The 15562-nt window shown below is 69.6% G+C and carries 11 protein-coding genes; 2 read left to right on the top strand and 9 right to left on the bottom strand.

What is annotated here, in order from left to right:
• Positions 1-194: 194 nt before the first annotated feature.
• Complete coding sequence (locus ACWH43_RS12585; RefSeq protein ID WP_260348327.1) at positions 195-2399, bottom strand: ComEC/Rec2 family competence protein; 2205 nt, start codon at positions 2397-2399, stop codon at positions 195-197.
• 254 nt (positions 2400-2653) lie between these two features.
• Between ACWH43_RS12585 and gltX the strand changes: the two genes are divergently transcribed.
• Positions 2654-4072, top strand: coding sequence for a glutamate--tRNA ligase (gene gltX / locus ACWH43_RS12590; RefSeq protein ID WP_158443564.1), 1419 nt, complete (start codon positions 2654-2656; stop codon positions 4070-4072).
• A 303-nt stretch (positions 4073-4375) separates the two neighbouring features.
• Positions 4376-5665, top strand: coding sequence for a citrate synthase (gltA, locus tag ACWH43_RS12595; RefSeq protein ID WP_158443563.1), 1290 nt, complete (start codon positions 4376-4378; stop codon positions 5663-5665).
• Between the two features lie 181 nt (positions 5666-5846).
• On the opposite strand, the gene lpxB is transcribed toward gltA, so the two are convergent.
• From lpxB to dxr, 8 genes are all read right to left on the bottom strand, one after another.
• Positions 5847-7037 (bottom strand): lipid-A-disaccharide synthase, encoded by a 1191-nt coding sequence (gene lpxB, locus ACWH43_RS12600; protein ID WP_158443562.1) that lies wholly within the window; start codon positions 7035-7037, stop codon positions 5847-5849.
• A complete protein-coding gene (locus ACWH43_RS12605) occupies positions 7037-7891 on the bottom strand; it encodes an LpxI family protein (protein ID WP_158443561.1) in 855 nt (284 codons plus the stop codon). The genes lpxB and ACWH43_RS12605 overlap by 1 nt, the downstream gene beginning before the upstream one ends.
• Positions 7888-8697, bottom strand: coding sequence for an acyl-ACP--UDP-N-acetylglucosamine O-acyltransferase (lpxA, locus tag ACWH43_RS12610; RefSeq protein WP_158443560.1), 810 nt, complete (start codon positions 8695-8697; stop codon positions 7888-7890). Before lpxA ends, ACWH43_RS12605 begins: the two co-directional genes overlap by 4 nt.
• A 36-nt stretch (positions 8698-8733) precedes the next feature.
• Positions 8734-9192: a 3-hydroxyacyl-ACP dehydratase FabZ gene (fabZ, locus tag ACWH43_RS12615; protein WP_158443559.1), complete on the bottom strand. Its 459-nt coding sequence runs from the start codon at positions 9190-9192 to the stop codon at positions 8734-8736.
• Between the two features lie 194 nt (positions 9193-9386).
• Positions 9387-10448: a UDP-3-O-(3-hydroxymyristoyl)glucosamine N-acyltransferase gene (lpxD, locus tag ACWH43_RS12620; protein WP_448153489.1), complete on the bottom strand. Its 1062-nt coding sequence runs from the start codon at positions 10446-10448 to the stop codon at positions 9387-9389.
• A gap of 35 nt (positions 10449-10483) precedes the next feature.
• The gene (bamA, locus tag ACWH43_RS12625) at positions 10484-12988 is read right to left on the bottom strand and encodes an outer membrane protein assembly factor BamA (RefSeq protein WP_260348329.1); all 2505 of its coding nucleotides are present in this window, start codon (positions 12986-12988) and stop codon (positions 10484-10486) included.
• Between the two features lie 217 nt (positions 12989-13205).
• Positions 13206-14354 carry an RIP metalloprotease RseP gene (rseP, locus tag ACWH43_RS12630; protein ID WP_260348331.1) on the bottom strand — a complete coding sequence of 383 codons (1149 nt, stop codon included), beginning with the start codon at positions 14352-14354 and terminating at the stop codon, positions 13206-13208.
• Between the two features lie 22 nt (positions 14355-14376).
• On the bottom strand, positions 14377-15558 hold the full coding sequence (dxr, locus tag ACWH43_RS12635) for a 1-deoxy-D-xylulose-5-phosphate reductoisomerase (RefSeq protein ID WP_260348334.1): 1182 nt from the start codon (positions 15556-15558) through the stop codon (positions 14377-14379).
• Positions 15559-15562 lie beyond the last annotated feature (4 nt).

Raw genomic sequence — 15562 nt, forward strand, 5'->3', positions numbered from 1 at the left:
ACCCTATCTGCTCGGTGAACGGACCTGCCATGTCGTCCCGGGCGGAGCTGTCAGCCCGGGCGGAGCGGAGCGAAGACGGGGGATCGATTCCGGACGGCTAGGGCCTAGATCCGGATCGGGGCCGCTCGCGCGGCTTGTCCGGACTGACGGCGCGGTTCCGCGTCAAGGCGGTTCCGCGTTAAGTTGGCGCGCTCCTAGAGCGGGTCCGGGTCGCTGTCGGCCGGGCTCTCCGGCAAGGGCTGTGTCCGTGCGGCAGCCGGCTGCGCCGGAGCCGGCGGCTTGCGGCGGCTCCAGGGTCGCTCGCCGGCGCCGGCCTCCGAGGAATCGCTTCTCCAGCCGCCTGGACTGCGATGGAGCGAGGTCGCCCCGTTGCGCGACAGGGCCATGCGATCGACCAGCATCGCGGCGCAAGGCGCGCTCCACGGAATATTGGTGACGACGAGGTCGGCGCGGCGGCAGTCCTCGATGATCGCGACCCGGTCGCGCGCATAGGAGACGCTGCGCCCGTCGGCGGTGCGGGCGATGCAGGCGCGGCTGTCGCAGGCGACGCCGCCGCGCAGCCCGGCATCCTCCGGCGAACGGTCGTCGCCGTCCGAGGCGAGCCATTGCTGGACCACGAAGCGGCTCGGCCGGCCGGCGATCGCCAGGCGGCCGTCGCTGCCGCGCACGGCGATGCCGGAACCGTCGCGCTCGATCAGGATCTCCGGCCGCTCCGGCTTCGCCGCGAAGGCGACGCCGAGCACCAGCGGGATCACGGCGAGCCAGCGCAGGCCGGTGGTCCAGAGCGTGAGCCAGAGCAGCGAGACGACGAAGGCGAGCAGGACGCCGGGACCGAAGGCCGCGACGGTCACGGTCGAATGGTCGATGGTCGCGACCCCATGCGCGACCTTGAGCACGATCTCGGAGGCCAGGCCCATCAGCGCCCAGGCCGGCCAGTCCAGCCCGAAGGGATAGGCGATGACGCCGAACACCGCCGCAGGCATCACGCAGAGCGAGACGAAGGGCAGCGCCATGGCGTTGCCGAGCAGGCCGAAGGGATTGAAGGTCTGGAAGTGGAAGGCGCCGAAGGGCGCGGTCGCGGCCGTGGCCAGGATGGTGGTGACGAGGATGCCGAGCGAGGCGGTCCAGAGCGCCTGCAGCGGCCAGGGCAGGAGCGAGGGCGGCTGCGACGGGTCGCGCCGGTCCCAGCGCTCGGCGAAGGCGATCAGTGCCGCGACCGCGCCGAAGGACATCTGGAAGCTCGGCCCGAGCAGCGCGTCGGGTTCGCGCAGCAGCACGATGATCGCGGCGAGGGCGAGGTTGCGCATGCTGAGCGCCGCCCGGTCGACGAGGATCGCGCCCAGCATGACGAGCGTCATGATCAGCGAGCGCTCGGTGGCGACGTCGCTGCCGGAGAAGATGCAATAGGCCGTGGCGCCGAGCATGGCGGCCAGCGCCGCGATCTTCTTCACCGGCCAGCCGAGCGCCAGCGTCTGCGACAGGGCCAGCAGGGCCCGCACCAGCCAGAAGATCGTCCCCGCCGCCAGCACCATGTGCAGGCCGGAGATCGAGACGATGTGATAGATGCCGGCGGCGCGCAGGTCGTTATTGGTCGCCTCGGTGATCAGGCCGCGCTTGCCGGTAACGAGGGCCGCCGCCACCGCCCCGCCCTGCCCGCCGCCGACGCCGGCGATCCGTTCCGTCAGGGCGTTGCGGGCCTTGTCGATCGCGACATCGAGCGCAAGCCGCCATGGCCGCGCCTGCGGCGGCGGGCTGAGGACGATCTTGCCGGAGATGCTGCCGACGGCGCCGAGCCCGCGGAAGAAGGCGTCGCGGCCGAAATCATAGCCGCCGGCCCGCGCCGGCCCCGGCGGCGGCAGGAGCCGCGCCGTCGCGGTGATGTGGTCGCCGGGCGCGACCGTGCCGCCCCGGATGTTGACCCGCACCCGCTTCGGCCGGCTCCCGGCCGGCAGCCCGGCGATATCCGTCACCAGCAGGACCAGCCGGGCGCCTTTGTCGCGCGCCTCGACGCTTTCGACGAAGCCGCTCATCCTGCCGATGCGCGGCCGCTCCAGCATCGGCGCGGCGATGTCGGCCGTGCGCCAGACCCCGGCGGCGAAGCCGGCAAAGGCGGCCGCGAAGCCGATGCAGGTCGCGGCGAGGACAGGCCGCCTGCGCAGCATGACGGCGAGCCCCGCCGCCATCGCGAAGCCGGCGAGCGGCGCCCAGAGCGCGGGCTCCCGGTCGGCGGCGAAATAGAGCAGGATGCCGAGCCCCATCGCCACCGGCAGCCAGAGGAAGGGCCGGCGGCGCTCGATTTCCAGCGCGAGCGAGGCGGCGCCCCGACGCCCCAGCGCCCGGAAGCCCGCGGCGAGCGCCGGGCGGCCGAGAGCGAAAGGCGGCAGGCGCGCCGGCAGCATGCCGGCGACGGCCCTCGACGCCCCCCGGCGTCCCGGCGATGCGGCTTGCCTCGCCATCCCGGCTGCCATCCCCTGGCGGCCGCCTTCCGGCAGCCCTTCCCTCGGCCGGCCGGTTTCGCATTGAGCGCTTAACCGCCCGGCGAAGCCATGTTACAGGGCGCGCGCCGGTTGTCATGCCCGCTGCGGCGGATAGGGCACGCCGTTCCCCATGTCTCGCCCCGGGCGGATTCGCCGCCCGGCTGGAGTTGCCTTCCATGAGCAATGCCGTCGTCACGCGCTTTGCGCCGTCCCCGACCGGATTCCTGCATATCGGCGGCGCCCGCACCGCGCTGTTCAACTGGCTCTATGCGCGCCGCCACGGCGGCAAGATGCTGCTGCGCATCGAGGATACCGACCGCGAACGCTCGACCCACGCCGCGATCGCCGCGATTCTCGACGGGCTGGAATGGCTCGGCCTCGATTGGGACGGGCAGACCGTCTACCAGTTCCAGCGCGCCGCGCGCCACCGCGAGGTGGCCGAGCAGATGCTCGCCGCCGGCAAGGCCTATTACTGCTATGCGAGCCAGGCCGAGCTCGAGGAGATGCGCGAGAAGGCCCGCGCCGAGGGCAAGCCGCTGCGCTATGACGGGCGCTGGCGCGACCGCGACCCGGCGACGGCGCCGGCCGGCGTCAAGCCGGTGATCCGCCTCAGGGCGCCGCAGACCGGCGAGACGGTGGTGAACGACGAGGTCCAGGGCCGCGTCGTCTGGCAGAACGAGAATCTCGACGATCTCGTGCTGCTGCGTTCGGACGGCACGCCGACCTATATGCTCGCCGTGGTGGTCGACGACCACGACATGGGCGTGACCCATATCATCCGCGGCGACGACCACCTGACCAACGCCGCCCGCCAGACCCAGATCTACGACGCGCTCGGCTGGGACGTGCCGAGCATGTCGCATATCCCGCTGATCCACGGGCCGGACGGCGCCAAGCTCTCGAAGCGCCACGGCGCGCTCGGCGTCGACGCCTATCGCTCGATGGGCTACCTGCCGGTGGCGCTGCGCAACTATCTGCTGCGGCTGGGCTGGAGCCATGGCGACCAGGAGATCTTCTCGACGCAGGAGATGATCGCGCTGTTCAACCTGTCCTCGATCGGCCGCTCGCCGGCGCGCTTCGACTACGCCAAGCTGGAGAACCTGAACGGGCTCTATATGCGCCAGTCGAGCGATCGTGATCTGCTCGAGGCGCTGAAGGTGATCCTGCCCGAGATCGGCCCGGCGCGGGGGCTGGCTCCGACGCTCCCGCCCGAGCTGGAAGCCAGGTTCCTCGCCGCCATGCCGGGGCTGAAGGAGCGGGCCAAGACGCTGGTCGAACTGCTCGACAGCGCCTTCTACCTCTATGCGCAGCGCCCGCTGAAGCTCGACGACAAGGCCCGCGGCCTGCTCGACGAGACCGCGCGCGGGCGCCTGCCGGCGATCGCCGGCAGGCTCGCCGCCGTGGCGGAATGGGCGCCGGCGCCGCTGGAGGCCGCTGTCCGCGCCTATGTCGAGGAAACCGGCATCAAGCTCGGCCAGGCGGCGCAGCCGCTGCGGGCCGCCCTGACGGGCCGGGCCATGTCGCCGGGGCTGTTCGACGTCATGGCGGTTCTCGGCCGCGAGGAGACGCTGGCGCGGCTGGCCGACCAGGGCTGAGGCGGCGCCGGAGGGAGGCCGCCGCGCGGGCCCAGGCATGCGCGGAAGGCGGCGTGAACCGCCTTTCGGCTCTGTTGAATGCATGGGGCAAATGGTCTAGTGACGCGCAAGTGCATTGCGCCGCGACACGGTGCGACGTGCGAATATTGCTTGTCCATCAGTCGCATGCATTGCCATTGCCCCTCCCGCTGACATGCTCTCGTCACGTTGGCCCGTTCGGATGAAGGACTACCCGCAGAGCGCCGCGGACGGGGCACGCAAAAGGCGGCTGAACGGCAGCGAGCCTTGAAAGGATCGGTATCGATGAGCGGAAATACCAGCCAGTTTAAGGTCGGCGACAAGACCGTCGACATGGCGATCAAGGAAGGGTCGGTCGGCCCCGCCGTCATCGACATCGCCAAGCTCTACGCCCAGACGGGCATGTTCACCTACGATCCCGGCTTCACCTCGACGGCGAGCTGCGAGTCGCAGATCACCTATATCGACGGCGACGCCGGCGTGCTGCTCTATCGCGGCTACCCGATCGAGCAGCTCGCCGAGCATGGCGACTTCCTCGAGACCTGCTACCTGCTGCTTTACGGCGAGCTGCCGACCGCCGCGCAGAAGGCGGATTTCGACTACCGCATCACGCGCCACACCATGGTGCACGAGCAGATGGCCCGCTTCTTCCAGGGCTTCCGCCGCGACGCCCATCCGATGGCGGTGATGGTCGGCTCGATCGGCGCGATGTCGGCCTTCTACCACGACTCGACCGATATCTCGGACCCGCACCAGCGGATGATCGCCTCGATGCGCATGGTCGCCAAGGTGCCGACACTGGCGGCGATGGCCTACAAATACTCGGTCGGCCAGCCCTTCGTGTATCCGCTGAACTCGCTGGACTACACCTCGAATTTCCTGCGCATGTGCTTTGCGGTCCCGGCCGAGGAGTACAAGGTCAACCCGGTGCTCTCGCGCGCGCTCGATCGGATCTTCATCCTGCACGCCGACCACGAGCAGAACGCCTCGACCTCGACGGTCCGCCTCGCCGGCTCCTCGGGCGCCAACCCCTTCGCCTGCATCGCGGCCGGCACGGCCTGCCTCTGGGGCCCCGCCCATGGCGGCGCCAACGAGGCGGCGCTGAAGATGCTGGAGGAGATCGGGACGGTCGAGAACATCCCGAAATACATCGCCAAGGCCAAGGACAAGAACGATCCGTTCCGCCTGATGGGCTTCGGCCACCGGGTCTACAAGAACTACGACCCGCGCGCCAAGATCATGCAGAAGACCACGCATGAGGTGCTGAACGAGCTCGGCATCAAGGACGATCCGCTGCTCGACGTCGCGATCGAGCTGGAGCGCATCGCGCTGCATGACGAGTACTTCATCGAGAAGAAGCTCTACCCGAACATCGACTTCTATTCGGGCATCACGCTGAAGGCGATGGGCTTCCCGACCTCGATGTTCACCGTGCTCTTCGCGGTCGCGCGCACGGTCGGCTGGATCGCGCAGTGGAAGGAAATGATCGAGGACCCGTCCCAGAAGATCGGCCGCCCGCGCCAGCTCTATACCGGCTCGCCGCAGCGCGACTATACGCCGATCGGCCGCCGCTGAGCGCGGCTCCGGACCCGGAAACGAGGGCGCGGCTCCGGCCGCGCCCTTTTTTCATGCGGGTTCCGGTTCGCCGCCGCGACAAGCGGCAGGCACGCGGCCGGGGGAACAAGATGCGTTCGCCCCCCTCCGGCCTTCGCTCAGCGCGCGGCCGCGACCGGAGAATCCGCGGGACGACGGGCGCTCAGCCCGCCAGGACGGCCTTGCCGCTGCGCGCCTGGACCACCGCCAGGGCGGCCTCCACCGCATTGGCGGCGGGGCTCGGGCCGGCCGAGCGCATGATCGCCTCGAGCTCGGCGAAGCCGTCGCTCTGGGCCTGGCGCTCGGCTCCCTCGGGCAGCAGCGCCAGAAGGTGGCGGCTCAGCGCATCCGGCGTCGCCTCGTCCTGGATGAATTCCGGCACGATGTTACGGCCGAGGATCAGGTTGGGCAGGATCACGCTCGGCAGCTTGACCAGCCGGCGGGCGATGGCGATCTCCCAGGCCGCGGCGCGATAGGCCGCGACGGTCGGGATCTCGGCCAGAGCGAGCTCCAGGGTGACGGTGCCCGAGGTCGCGAGGGCGGCTCGCGCGTTGCGGAAGGCCGCGAGCTTGGCCGCTTCGCCGGTGACGATCTCGGGTGCGACCGGCCATCCGGCGATCATCTCGGCGATCATCGGCTGCAGGCGGGCGACGGCCGGCAGGACGAAGCGCGCGCCGGGGGCGGAGGCCGCGATCCGGGCGACCGCCTCGCCGAAGACCGGCAGGATGTGCCTGATCTCGGCCCGCCGGCTGCCGGGCAGGACGAGCACGAGCGGGCGTGCCTGATCGTCGCGCGACGTCCGCTCGATCGCGTTGCCGGGCCGGAACTCGGCGAGCCGCTCCATCAGCGGATGGCCGACATAGACCGTCTCCGGGCCGCGCAGCCGGGCGAGCGCCGCCGGCTCGAAGGGCAGCAAAGCGAGGATGCGGTCGATATGCGGCGCCATCGCCGGGGCGCGGCCGGAACGCCAGGCCCAGACGCTGGGGCAGACCCAGTGCACGATCGGGATCTCTGGCGCCCGCGCCCGCACCTTCCGGGCGACGCGCAGGCAGAAATCCGGGCTGTCGATGGTGAGCAGCAGGTCGGGCCGGAAGGCGACGACGCCTCGCGCCGCATCCTCCATGCGGCGCAGCAGCAGCGGCAGGCGGGCGATCACCGGCGCGAAACCCATGACGGCGATGTCGGCTTGCGGGAAGAACGGCTTCAGCCCCGCTTCCGGCAGGCCATGGTCGCCGACGCCGCGCAATTCGATCTCGCGCGCGCCGAGGCGCTGGCGCAGGGCGGCGAGGAAACGCAGGGCCAGCGCATCGCCGGAGGCCTCCCCGGCGATCATGGCCAGGCGAAACGGACGCATCAGGCAACCCCTTCGACGAACAGGCCGAGCTCGTCAGCGAGGCGGCCGAGGCCGGCGCGATCGCCGACCAGCACCTGCCCGGCCCTGAGCGCGATGCCGGAGAGCCCGGCGCGGGCGATGTTGTGCAGCGTCTGGGGGCCGATCGCCGGCATGTCGACGCGCAGATCCTGGCCGGTCTTGGGGGCCTTGACCAGCACTCCGTCCCGCTTGTCCAGCCTGAGCCTCCGGCGCGCCACCAGCTCGGCCACGCGCGCGATCATCTCGTCGGTTCCCTCCGCCGCCTCGACCGCGACGACGCGGTGATCGGCGAGGATCGCGGCCTGCCCGATATCGAAGGGCGACAGCGCGTCGAGCAGGGAGAAGCCACGCAGGAACAGCTCGCGCTGGACCTCGTTGGCGCGCAGCGAACCGAGCGGCCCGAGCGGAGCCGCCAGCTCCGGCGCGATCTCGGCCGGGCCGTGGACGCGGAAGCCGTAATCCTCGAAGAAGCGCACCACCCTCCTGAGCAGGTGGTCGTCGCCGCCGCGAAAGGCGCGGGCGAAGTAAGGCAGGTATTTCAGCGTCGCCAGCTCGGGCCGCAGCGCGCCGAAGCTCGGTCGCGGCAGGCCGCCCAGCATCACGATGTCGCCGATGCGGCGGCGGCGCAATTCGTCGAGCAGGCTGCCGAGCTGGCCGAGGCGCATCATCCTGACTTCCGCGCCCGGAAAGGCCTGCGGATCGGCGACGCCGTCGAGCGCCGCGACGAAGACGCTCTCGCCGCGGGCGACGAGGATCCGCGTCAGGTCAATCGGAAAATCGCCGCCGCCCGCCAGAAGCGCGACGGAAGCTCCGGCGGGACCGGCCGGGCGCGTCACCGCTCCGGTACGGTGACGTCACGCGGCACGCACAGCGCCTTGTCGCCGCCTTCCCTGATGAAATCGAGAATCTCGTGAACCAGGGGGTGATCCGCGAACTGGCTCGCCACGTCCTCGACCCGCTCCGAGAGCGTGCCTTCGTCGGCGAAGAGCAGCCGGTAGGCCCGGCGCAGTTCGTTGATCTGCTCGCGCGTGAAGCCGCGCCGCTTGAGGCCGATCAGGTTCAGCCCGGCCAGATGGGCGGGGTTGTCGCGGACGGTGCCGAACGGAATGACGTCGCTCATCACCCCGGCCCCGCCGCCGATGAAGGCGTGGTCGCCGACGCGGACGAATTGCTGGATGCCGCAGCCGCCGCTCAGGATGGCGAAGTTGCCGATGGTGACATGCCCGGCGCACATCACGTTGTTGGAGAAGATGATGTTGTTACCGAGCCGGCAGTCATGGCCGACATGGGAATTGGCCAGGAAGAAGCAGCGGTCGCCGACCACGGTTTCCATGCCGCCGCCCTCGGTGCCGGGATTCATGGTGACGCCCTCGCGGATCTGGCAGTCGGCGCCGATCGTCAGGGTCGAGGGCTCGCCGCGATATTTCACGTCCTGCGGCGGATGGCCGATCGAGGCGAAGGGGTAGATCCGCGTGCGCGGGCCGATCGTGGTCCGGCCGGCGAGCACGACATGGCTGACCAGCTCGACCCCCTCTCCGAGCACCGCATCCGGGCCGACCGTGCAGAAGGGGCCGATGATCACCCCGTCCCCGAGCTGCGCCCTGGGGTCGACGATCGACATGGGATGAATGCTGGTGCTCATCGAAAGCTCATTGACCTTGCTGGCGCCGCCGACCGCTCAGGCCACCATGGCCGAGATCTCGGCCTCGGCGACGAGGACGCCGTCGACCTTGGCCTCGCCGCGGTAGAACCAGATGTTGCGCCGGCGGGCGAGCTTGGTGAGATGGAAGCGGATCTGGTCGCCCGGAACGACCGGCTTGCGGAACTTGGCCTTGTCGATGGTGGTGAAGAGCACCGAATTGACCTGCTGCTCGCCCACGGCGCGCGCATTCACCACCAGCACGCCGGCCGTCTGGGCCATGCCCTCGATCATCAGCACGCCCGGAAAGACCGGCCGCTCCGGAAAATGGCCGGTGAATTGCGGCTCGTTGACGGTGACGTTCTTGATGCCGACGCCGCTCTCGTCGCCGTTGATCTCGACGACGCGGTCGACCAGCAGGAACGGGTAGCGATGCGGAATCGACGTCATGATCTTCTGGATATCGATCACATCCAGCGTCGTCTTCGTTTCGCTCATCGCCCCTGTTCTCCACAACTGCGGCGCGCTGTCCCTGCCCTCGCGCCGTTTGAGCTATCGGCCTGCCGCGCCTGGTCCCCGGCGCTGACGGGCCTCTCGGATTTCACGTCCCTTTGCCGGAAAGGAGCCGGGTTCGGCAACAGGAATCTCGGCCCGCCCCGCTGGAACCGCGAAGGCACGCGCTTTCCGTCCCGTCAGTCCCGAACGTCGTCTCCCTTGCGGCCGCGCCGCGCCACCGCCGCCTTCAGCCAGGCGCTTTCGCGCGCCCAGCTCAAGGCCGGCTGCGCCGGATAGCCGCCGAAACGGGCGCCGCGCGGAATATCGCCGGCGACGCCGCTCTGGGCCGCGACCTGCGCCCCGGCGCCGACCGTCAGATGGCCGGCGAGTTCGACCTGGCCGCCGAGGACGACGAAGTCCTCCAGCGTCGAGGAGCCGGCGAGCCCGACCTGGGCGCAGATCACGCAATGGCGGCCGATGACGCAGTTATGGCCGATCTGGACGAGGTTATCGATCTTGGTGCCCTCGCCGATCACCGTGTCGCGGCTGGCGCCGCGGTCGATCGTGCTGTTGGCGCCGATCTCGACATCGTCCTGGACGATGACCCGGCCGATCTGCGGCACCTTCATATGGCCTTTCGGGCTCATGGCGAAACCGAAGCCGTCCTGCCCGATGCGGGCGCCGGGATGGACGATCACCCGGTTGCCGACAAGCGCGGCCTGGATCGTGCAGCCGGCACCGATCGAGCAGTTGCGCCCGATCCGGACCTGCGGGCCGATGACGGCGTGAGAAGCAACGACGGTGCCCGCCCCGATCTCCGCGCCCGGTCCGATCACGGCTCCCGGATCGACGGTGACCCCGGCCTCGAGCACAGCGGTGGGGTGGACGATCGCGCCGGGCGCGACGCCCTGCGACGCGAAGACAGATTCAGGCCGCAGCGCGCTCGGAAAGAAGCGTGAAAGCACTCGGGCGAAGGCATGGTAGGGCGCCGGCGAGATCAGCGCGACCGTGCCGGCCGGCACACGGTCGGCAAAGCGTGGCGAAACCAGGCAGAGCCCTGCCCTGGTGCCGGCCAGCGCCTCGACATATTTCGGGTTGTCCATATAGGCGAGATCGGCCGGTCCGGCCGTCTCCAGCGCGGCCGCGCCCTCGATCCGGCGCGCCGCATCGGCGCCCTCGGGCAAGGAGGCGCCCGAAATGCCTGCAACCTCGCCGAAATCCAGCGAGGTTGCGAACGGAAAGAAAACAGGATCTGCCATCGGGATATCCGAAGCGGGGCCGAAGCCCCGCCCCGTCAGAAGCGCGTGCCGCCCGAGAAGCGGAAGGCCTGGGTGCGGTCACCGCCGTACTTGCCGGAGATGCCGTTCAGCGTACCCCACTGGCCGTCATCCTTGGTGAGCGCATAGGCGTAGTCGAAGCGGATCGGACCCAGCGGAGACTGCCACAGGATCGAGGCGCCGATCGACGAACGCAGCACGTTCTTGTCACGCACGCAGGCGATGTTCGACTGCGCACCGCCGGTAAGGACGTTGAAGGCGCGCGCCTCCGTGCCCGCCGGGCAGTTGCCCAGCACCGACTTCGTGCCGCCGTCGTAATTGAACAGCGTACCGGCATCCGCGAAGATCGCGCCGCGCAGGCCGATATCGCGCGGCAGCCCCCAGATCGGGAACTGAACCTCGAGCGTGCCGCCGAAATAGGTCGTGCCGCCGAGCGCGTTCGCCGTCGGGTCGTTCATCACGTCGCGCGGGCCGATGCCGGACGGCGCGAAGCCGCGAACGAGGGTCGGGCCGAGGAAGTAATGGTCGGCCATGCGGAGATTGCCGCTGGTCGCCTGAACGTGACCGCCCTGGACACGGATGAAGCCGACGACGTCGTCGAAGATCTCGCGATAATAGCGCGCATCGGCCGCGATGCGCAGGAACTTCGAGTCGCCGCCAAGACCGGCGAACTCCGGCTTCAGCTCCGCGATGAAGCCGTTGCGCGGGTTCTGCGTGCTGTCGAGCGAGTTGTAGTTGAAGTTCAGGCCGACGAGCGAGGTCAGGGTCGAGCCCTGCGCTTCCTTGACCGCGACGCTGGCTTCGCCGTTGGTGACGCAGTTGTAATAGGAATCCGAGCTGATCGCGCCCGCCGGTTCGGGGGTGATGCCCGGGATCGGATAGGTACAGTCGTTATAGGGCCGGTTATAGTCGTTCGGGATCTTGATGTCGGTCACATAGAGCGAGTAGCGCGGCGTGACCGAGAACTCTTCCGTGATCGGGAAGGTGAAGCGAACCTGACCGCCGGTCACGCGGCTCTCGAAGCGGCCGATGTGATAGTTGTCGTTGTACTTCGAGAACAGGTCGAAGCCCGCCGCCACCCGGTAGCCGAGGAAATACGGCTCGGTGAAGGAGAAATCGATGCCCTGCGTGCGCTGGCCGAGCGTGCCGGCGATGCGGACGAACTGACCGCGGCCGAGGAAGTTCGATTCCGACAGCGAGACCTCGCCGATCATGCCGTCCGAGGTCGAGTAGCCGCCGGCGATCGAGAAGGAGCCGGTCGCCTTGTCCTCGACGTCGATGTTGACGACGACGCGGTCCGGCGCCGAGCCGGGCTCGTTGGTGATGCGGACCTTGTTGAAGAAGCCGAGATTGTTCAGGCGGCGCTCAGCCCGGTCGATCATCACCTTGTTGTAGGCGTCGCCCTCGCCGAGATCGAGCTCGCGGCGGATGACGTAGTCGCGGGTGCGGGTGTTGCCGCGCACATTGATGCGCTCGACATAGACGCGCGGGCCCTCGTCGACGACATAGGTGATGCCGATCAGGTGGCCAGCCGCGTCGCGGTCGCCGCGCGGGCGGACCTGCGCGAAGGCATGGCCCTCGCGGTTGATTTCGGTGGTCAGGGCGACGAGCGACTTCTCGACCGCCTCGGCGTTGTAGGTGTCGCCCGTCGAAGTCGCCAGATAGCGCTGCAGGCGCGCCGCATCGACGCCCGGCACCGACGAGTCGACGCTGACATTGCCGACCTTGTATTGCGGGCCTTCCTCGACCTGGATGTCGATCACCCAGCCGCCGGCCGCCTCGTCGAAGCGGGCGCTGTTGTTGACGATCTGGAAGTCGGCATAGCCGTTCTTCAGATAGAAGCGGCGGATCAGCTCGAGGTCGGAATTGATCCGGTCCGGATCGTAGACGTCGGAGGTCTTGACCCAGCTCAGGAAGTTCGACTCGGTCGAGGTCATCAGCCCGCGCAGGCGGCCGGCCGAATAGGCGCTGTTGCCGGCGAAGTTGATCGACTTGATGCCGGTCTTGCCGCTCTCGTTGATGGTGAAGACGACGTCCTGCCGGCCGTTCGGCAGCGGCGCGATGCGGCCGCTGACCGAGGACAGGCCGTAGCCGGCGCGGCGATAGGCCTCGCGCAGGCGCTCGACGTCGGAATTGATGAGGTCCTGGCTGAGCGGACCGCCCGCCCTGGACTGCACCAGCGGCGAAAGCTGGTCGCTCTTCAGGCGGCGATTGCCCTCGAAGGCGACGCGGTTGATGGTCCCGCCCTGCTCCTTGACGGAGATCACGGTCTGCGCGCCGCGGCGGCTGACCTGGACGCTGCTGAACAGCCCGGTCGCCAGCAGGCCCTCGCGAATCTCCTGCGGATTCTCACGGCCCACGGCATAGGAGCGGATCGTCTCGGCATCGACGCGCCGGTTGCCGTGGACAACCACGGCCTGCGCGAACGCTACGCCACCACTCACGGCCAAGATCAGGGCCGAAAGTCCGATCGATCGAGAGAGCCGCGCCTTGGTCGTCCGGCTCTTTTGGGTCGACGTCATCGGGTCGCCTATTCCATTTCTCTGGTCACCACCCCAACAGGGGTCCGCCATCCGGAGGATCGCGGCAGGGCGAGATTTGCAGTGCAATCGCTTCTACAAAGTTTCCTGCGAGGTGCAAACCGGCATCATCGTTAATAAAGTATTTTTAAAGGCTTCGTTGCCGGGGCGCCACGCGGGCCGCCGTGATTCCGCCCCAAAGCGGCGCCGCGGCAGCCGGTCAGAGCAGGCCCTTGACGTGGACGAGGTCGTTCCAGGTCACGAACAGCATCAGCATCAGCACCAGGGCGAGGCCGAGGCGGAAGCCGATCTCCTGGGCGCGCGGGCTGAGCGGCCGGCCGCGCACCGCCTCGTAGAGATAGAACAGCAGGTGCCCGCCATCGAGCATGGGCACCGGCAGCAGGTTCATCAGGCCGATCGAGACCGAGAGGATGGCGGCGAGGTTGATCAGGCCGAGCAGGCCGGCGTTCTGGGCCACAGCGCCGGAGACCTGCGCGATCCGAATCGGGCCGGAGAGCTGGTCGGTCGAGGCCCGGCCGCGGACCAGCTTGGCGACGTAGTCATAGGTCTGCGCGACGATGAACCAGCTCTCGGTGAAGCCCTGCCTGACGGAATCGGCGAGGCCGAAGCGCTGGGTCGTCCAGTCCTCGGGCTTGGGCGAGGCCTTGACGCCGATCACGCCGATGCGCTGCTTGCCGAGTGGGGAATCCATCTCGACCAGCGCCGGCGTCACCGGCAGCGTCACCGTGTCGGCGCCGCGCGCGAGGGTGATGGAGAGGGTCTCGTCGGGCCGGGTCGAGACGATGCGCTGCATGTCGGAGAAGCTGTGGATCGGCTGCCCGTCGATGGCGACGACGAGATCGCCCGGCAGCAGACCGGCGCGCTCGGCGGCGCTGCCGGCGACGACCGCGTCGACGCGCGGCGTCAGCACCTGCTTGCCGAAGATGAAGGCCGACCCGGCGAAGATCAGGATCGCGAGCAGGAAATTGGCGATCGGGCCGGCGGCGACGATGGCGGCGCGCTCGCCGATCGACTGCGCCGGGAAGGAGCGCGCCCGCTCCTGCGGCGACATGCGCCCGACCGCCTCGTCGTCCGGAGCGCTGGCCGCATCGGCGTCGCCGGAGAACTTGACGTAGCCGCCGAGCGGGATCAGCGCGAAGCGCCAGCGCGTGCCGTGCCTGTCATGGAAGCCGAAGAGCTCACGGCCGAAGCCGATGGAGAAGGTCTTCACGTCGACGCCGCACCAGCGGCCGACCAGGAAATGGCCGAGCTCGTGGACGAAGACGACCAAGGTCAGCACGAACAGGAACGGCACCAGATATCCGAGCAGGAAATGTCCCGCGCTGCCGATCGACCCCAAGATTTCCATCGAACTCTCCTGCTCCTCCCCGTTAGGTGACAGTGAACCGGGCTTGCGACAAGAGCGAGGCGGCCCGTCGCCGCGCGTCATGGTCAATGGCGAGCGCCTCCGCGACGTCGCGCGGGGTGCCGAAGCCGCCGCAATCGCGGGCGCAGACCTCCGCGACGAGCGCGGCGATGCCCGGGAACCCGATCCGCCCCGCCAGGAAGGCCGCGACCGCCACCTCGTTCGCGGCGTTGAGGATGGCGGGCTTCGCGCCGCCCTCCGCCAGGGCCGCCAATGCCAGGCCGAGCGCCGGGAAGCGCTCCAGATCGGGCCGCTCGAAGCTCAGCGGCTCGCCCGCGGCGAGGTCGAGGAAGCGGGCCGGCGGCGCGTCGAGGCGGCCGTCGATGCCGAGGCAATGCGCCGCCGCGACCCGCATGTCGGGCACCGCCATGCCGGCGCTGACCGAGCCGTCCCGGAAGGTAACGAGCCCGTGCACGACCTGCTGCGGATGCACCAGCACGTCGAGCTGCTCCGCGCGCAGGCCGAAGAGGAAGCGGGCCTCGATCACCTCGAGCCCCTTGTTCATCAGGCTGGCGGAATCGACGGTGATCTTGGCGCCCATGGCGTAGTTCGGGTGCTTCAGCGCCTGTTCGGGCCGGGCCCGGGCGATCTCTTCCGCGCTCCAGCTTCGGAACGGCCCGCCGGAGGCGGTCAGCGTCATGCCGCGGATCGAATCGAGCGGCTCCGCGCCGAGCACCTGGAACAGGGCGTTGTGCTCGGAATCGAGCGGCAGCATCCGGGCACCGACGGCGGCGGCGCGCGCCATCACGGCCTCGCCGGCGCAGACGAGACTTTCCTTGTTGGCGAGGGCGATGACCCGACCGGGCACGAGCGCGGCGAAGGTCGCCTCCAGCCCCGCCGCGCCCGCGATCGCGCTGACGACGATGTCGGCCGGCCGGGCGACCGCCTCGAGCACGGCCATGCGCCCTGCCCCGCTCGCGATTCCGGTACCGGCCAGCGCCTGCTTCAGCGCCCCGCCGGCGGCCTCGTCGGCCAAGGCGGCGAAGCACGCGCCCGTCTCGATCGCGACATGGGCGAGCGCTTCGGCGTCGCGCCCGGCCACCACGCTGCCGATGGCCAATCGCTGCGGGTTCTCGGCGACGACGTCGCGCACGGACCGGCCGACGGAGCCGGTCGCTCCCAGAAGCGTGACGGTGCGAAGCGACATCGGT

Source organism: Allobosea minatitlanensis (assembly GCF_964020775.1).

Coding starts and splice junctions, on each gene's coding strand:
- fabZ (WP_158443559.1), bottom strand. CDS start 9,192: ATGAGCGAAACGAAGACGACGCTGGATGTGATCGATATCCAGAAGATC.
- rseP (WP_260348331.1), bottom strand. CDS start 14,354: ATGGAAATCTTGGGGTCGATCGGCAGCGCGGGACATTTCCTGCTCGGA.
- ACWH43_RS12585 (WP_260348327.1), bottom strand. CDS start 2,399: ATGCTGCCGGCGCGCCTGCCGCCTTTCGCTCTCGGCCGCCCGGCGCTC.
- lpxA (WP_158443560.1), bottom strand. CDS start 8,697: ATGAGCACCAGCATTCATCCCATGTCGATCGTCGACCCCAGGGCGCAG.
- gltA (WP_158443563.1), top strand. CDS start 4,376: ATGAGCGGAAATACCAGCCAGTTTAAGGTCGGCGACAAGACCGTCGAC.
- lpxD (WP_448153489.1), bottom strand. CDS start 10,448: ATGGCAGATCCTGTTTTCTTTCCGTTCGCAACCTCGCTGGATTTCGGC.
- dxr (WP_260348334.1), bottom strand. CDS start 15,558: ATGTCGCTTCGCACCGTCACGCTTCTGGGAGCGACCGGCTCCGTCGGC.
- bamA (WP_260348329.1), bottom strand. CDS start 12,988: ATGACGTCGACCCAAAAGAGCCGGACGACCAAGGCGCGGCTCTCTCGA.
- lpxB (WP_158443562.1), bottom strand. CDS start 7,037: ATGCGTCCGTTTCGCCTGGCCATGATCGCCGGGGAGGCCTCCGGCGAT.
- gltX (WP_158443564.1), top strand. CDS start 2,654: ATGAGCAATGCCGTCGTCACGCGCTTTGCGCCGTCCCCGACCGGATTC.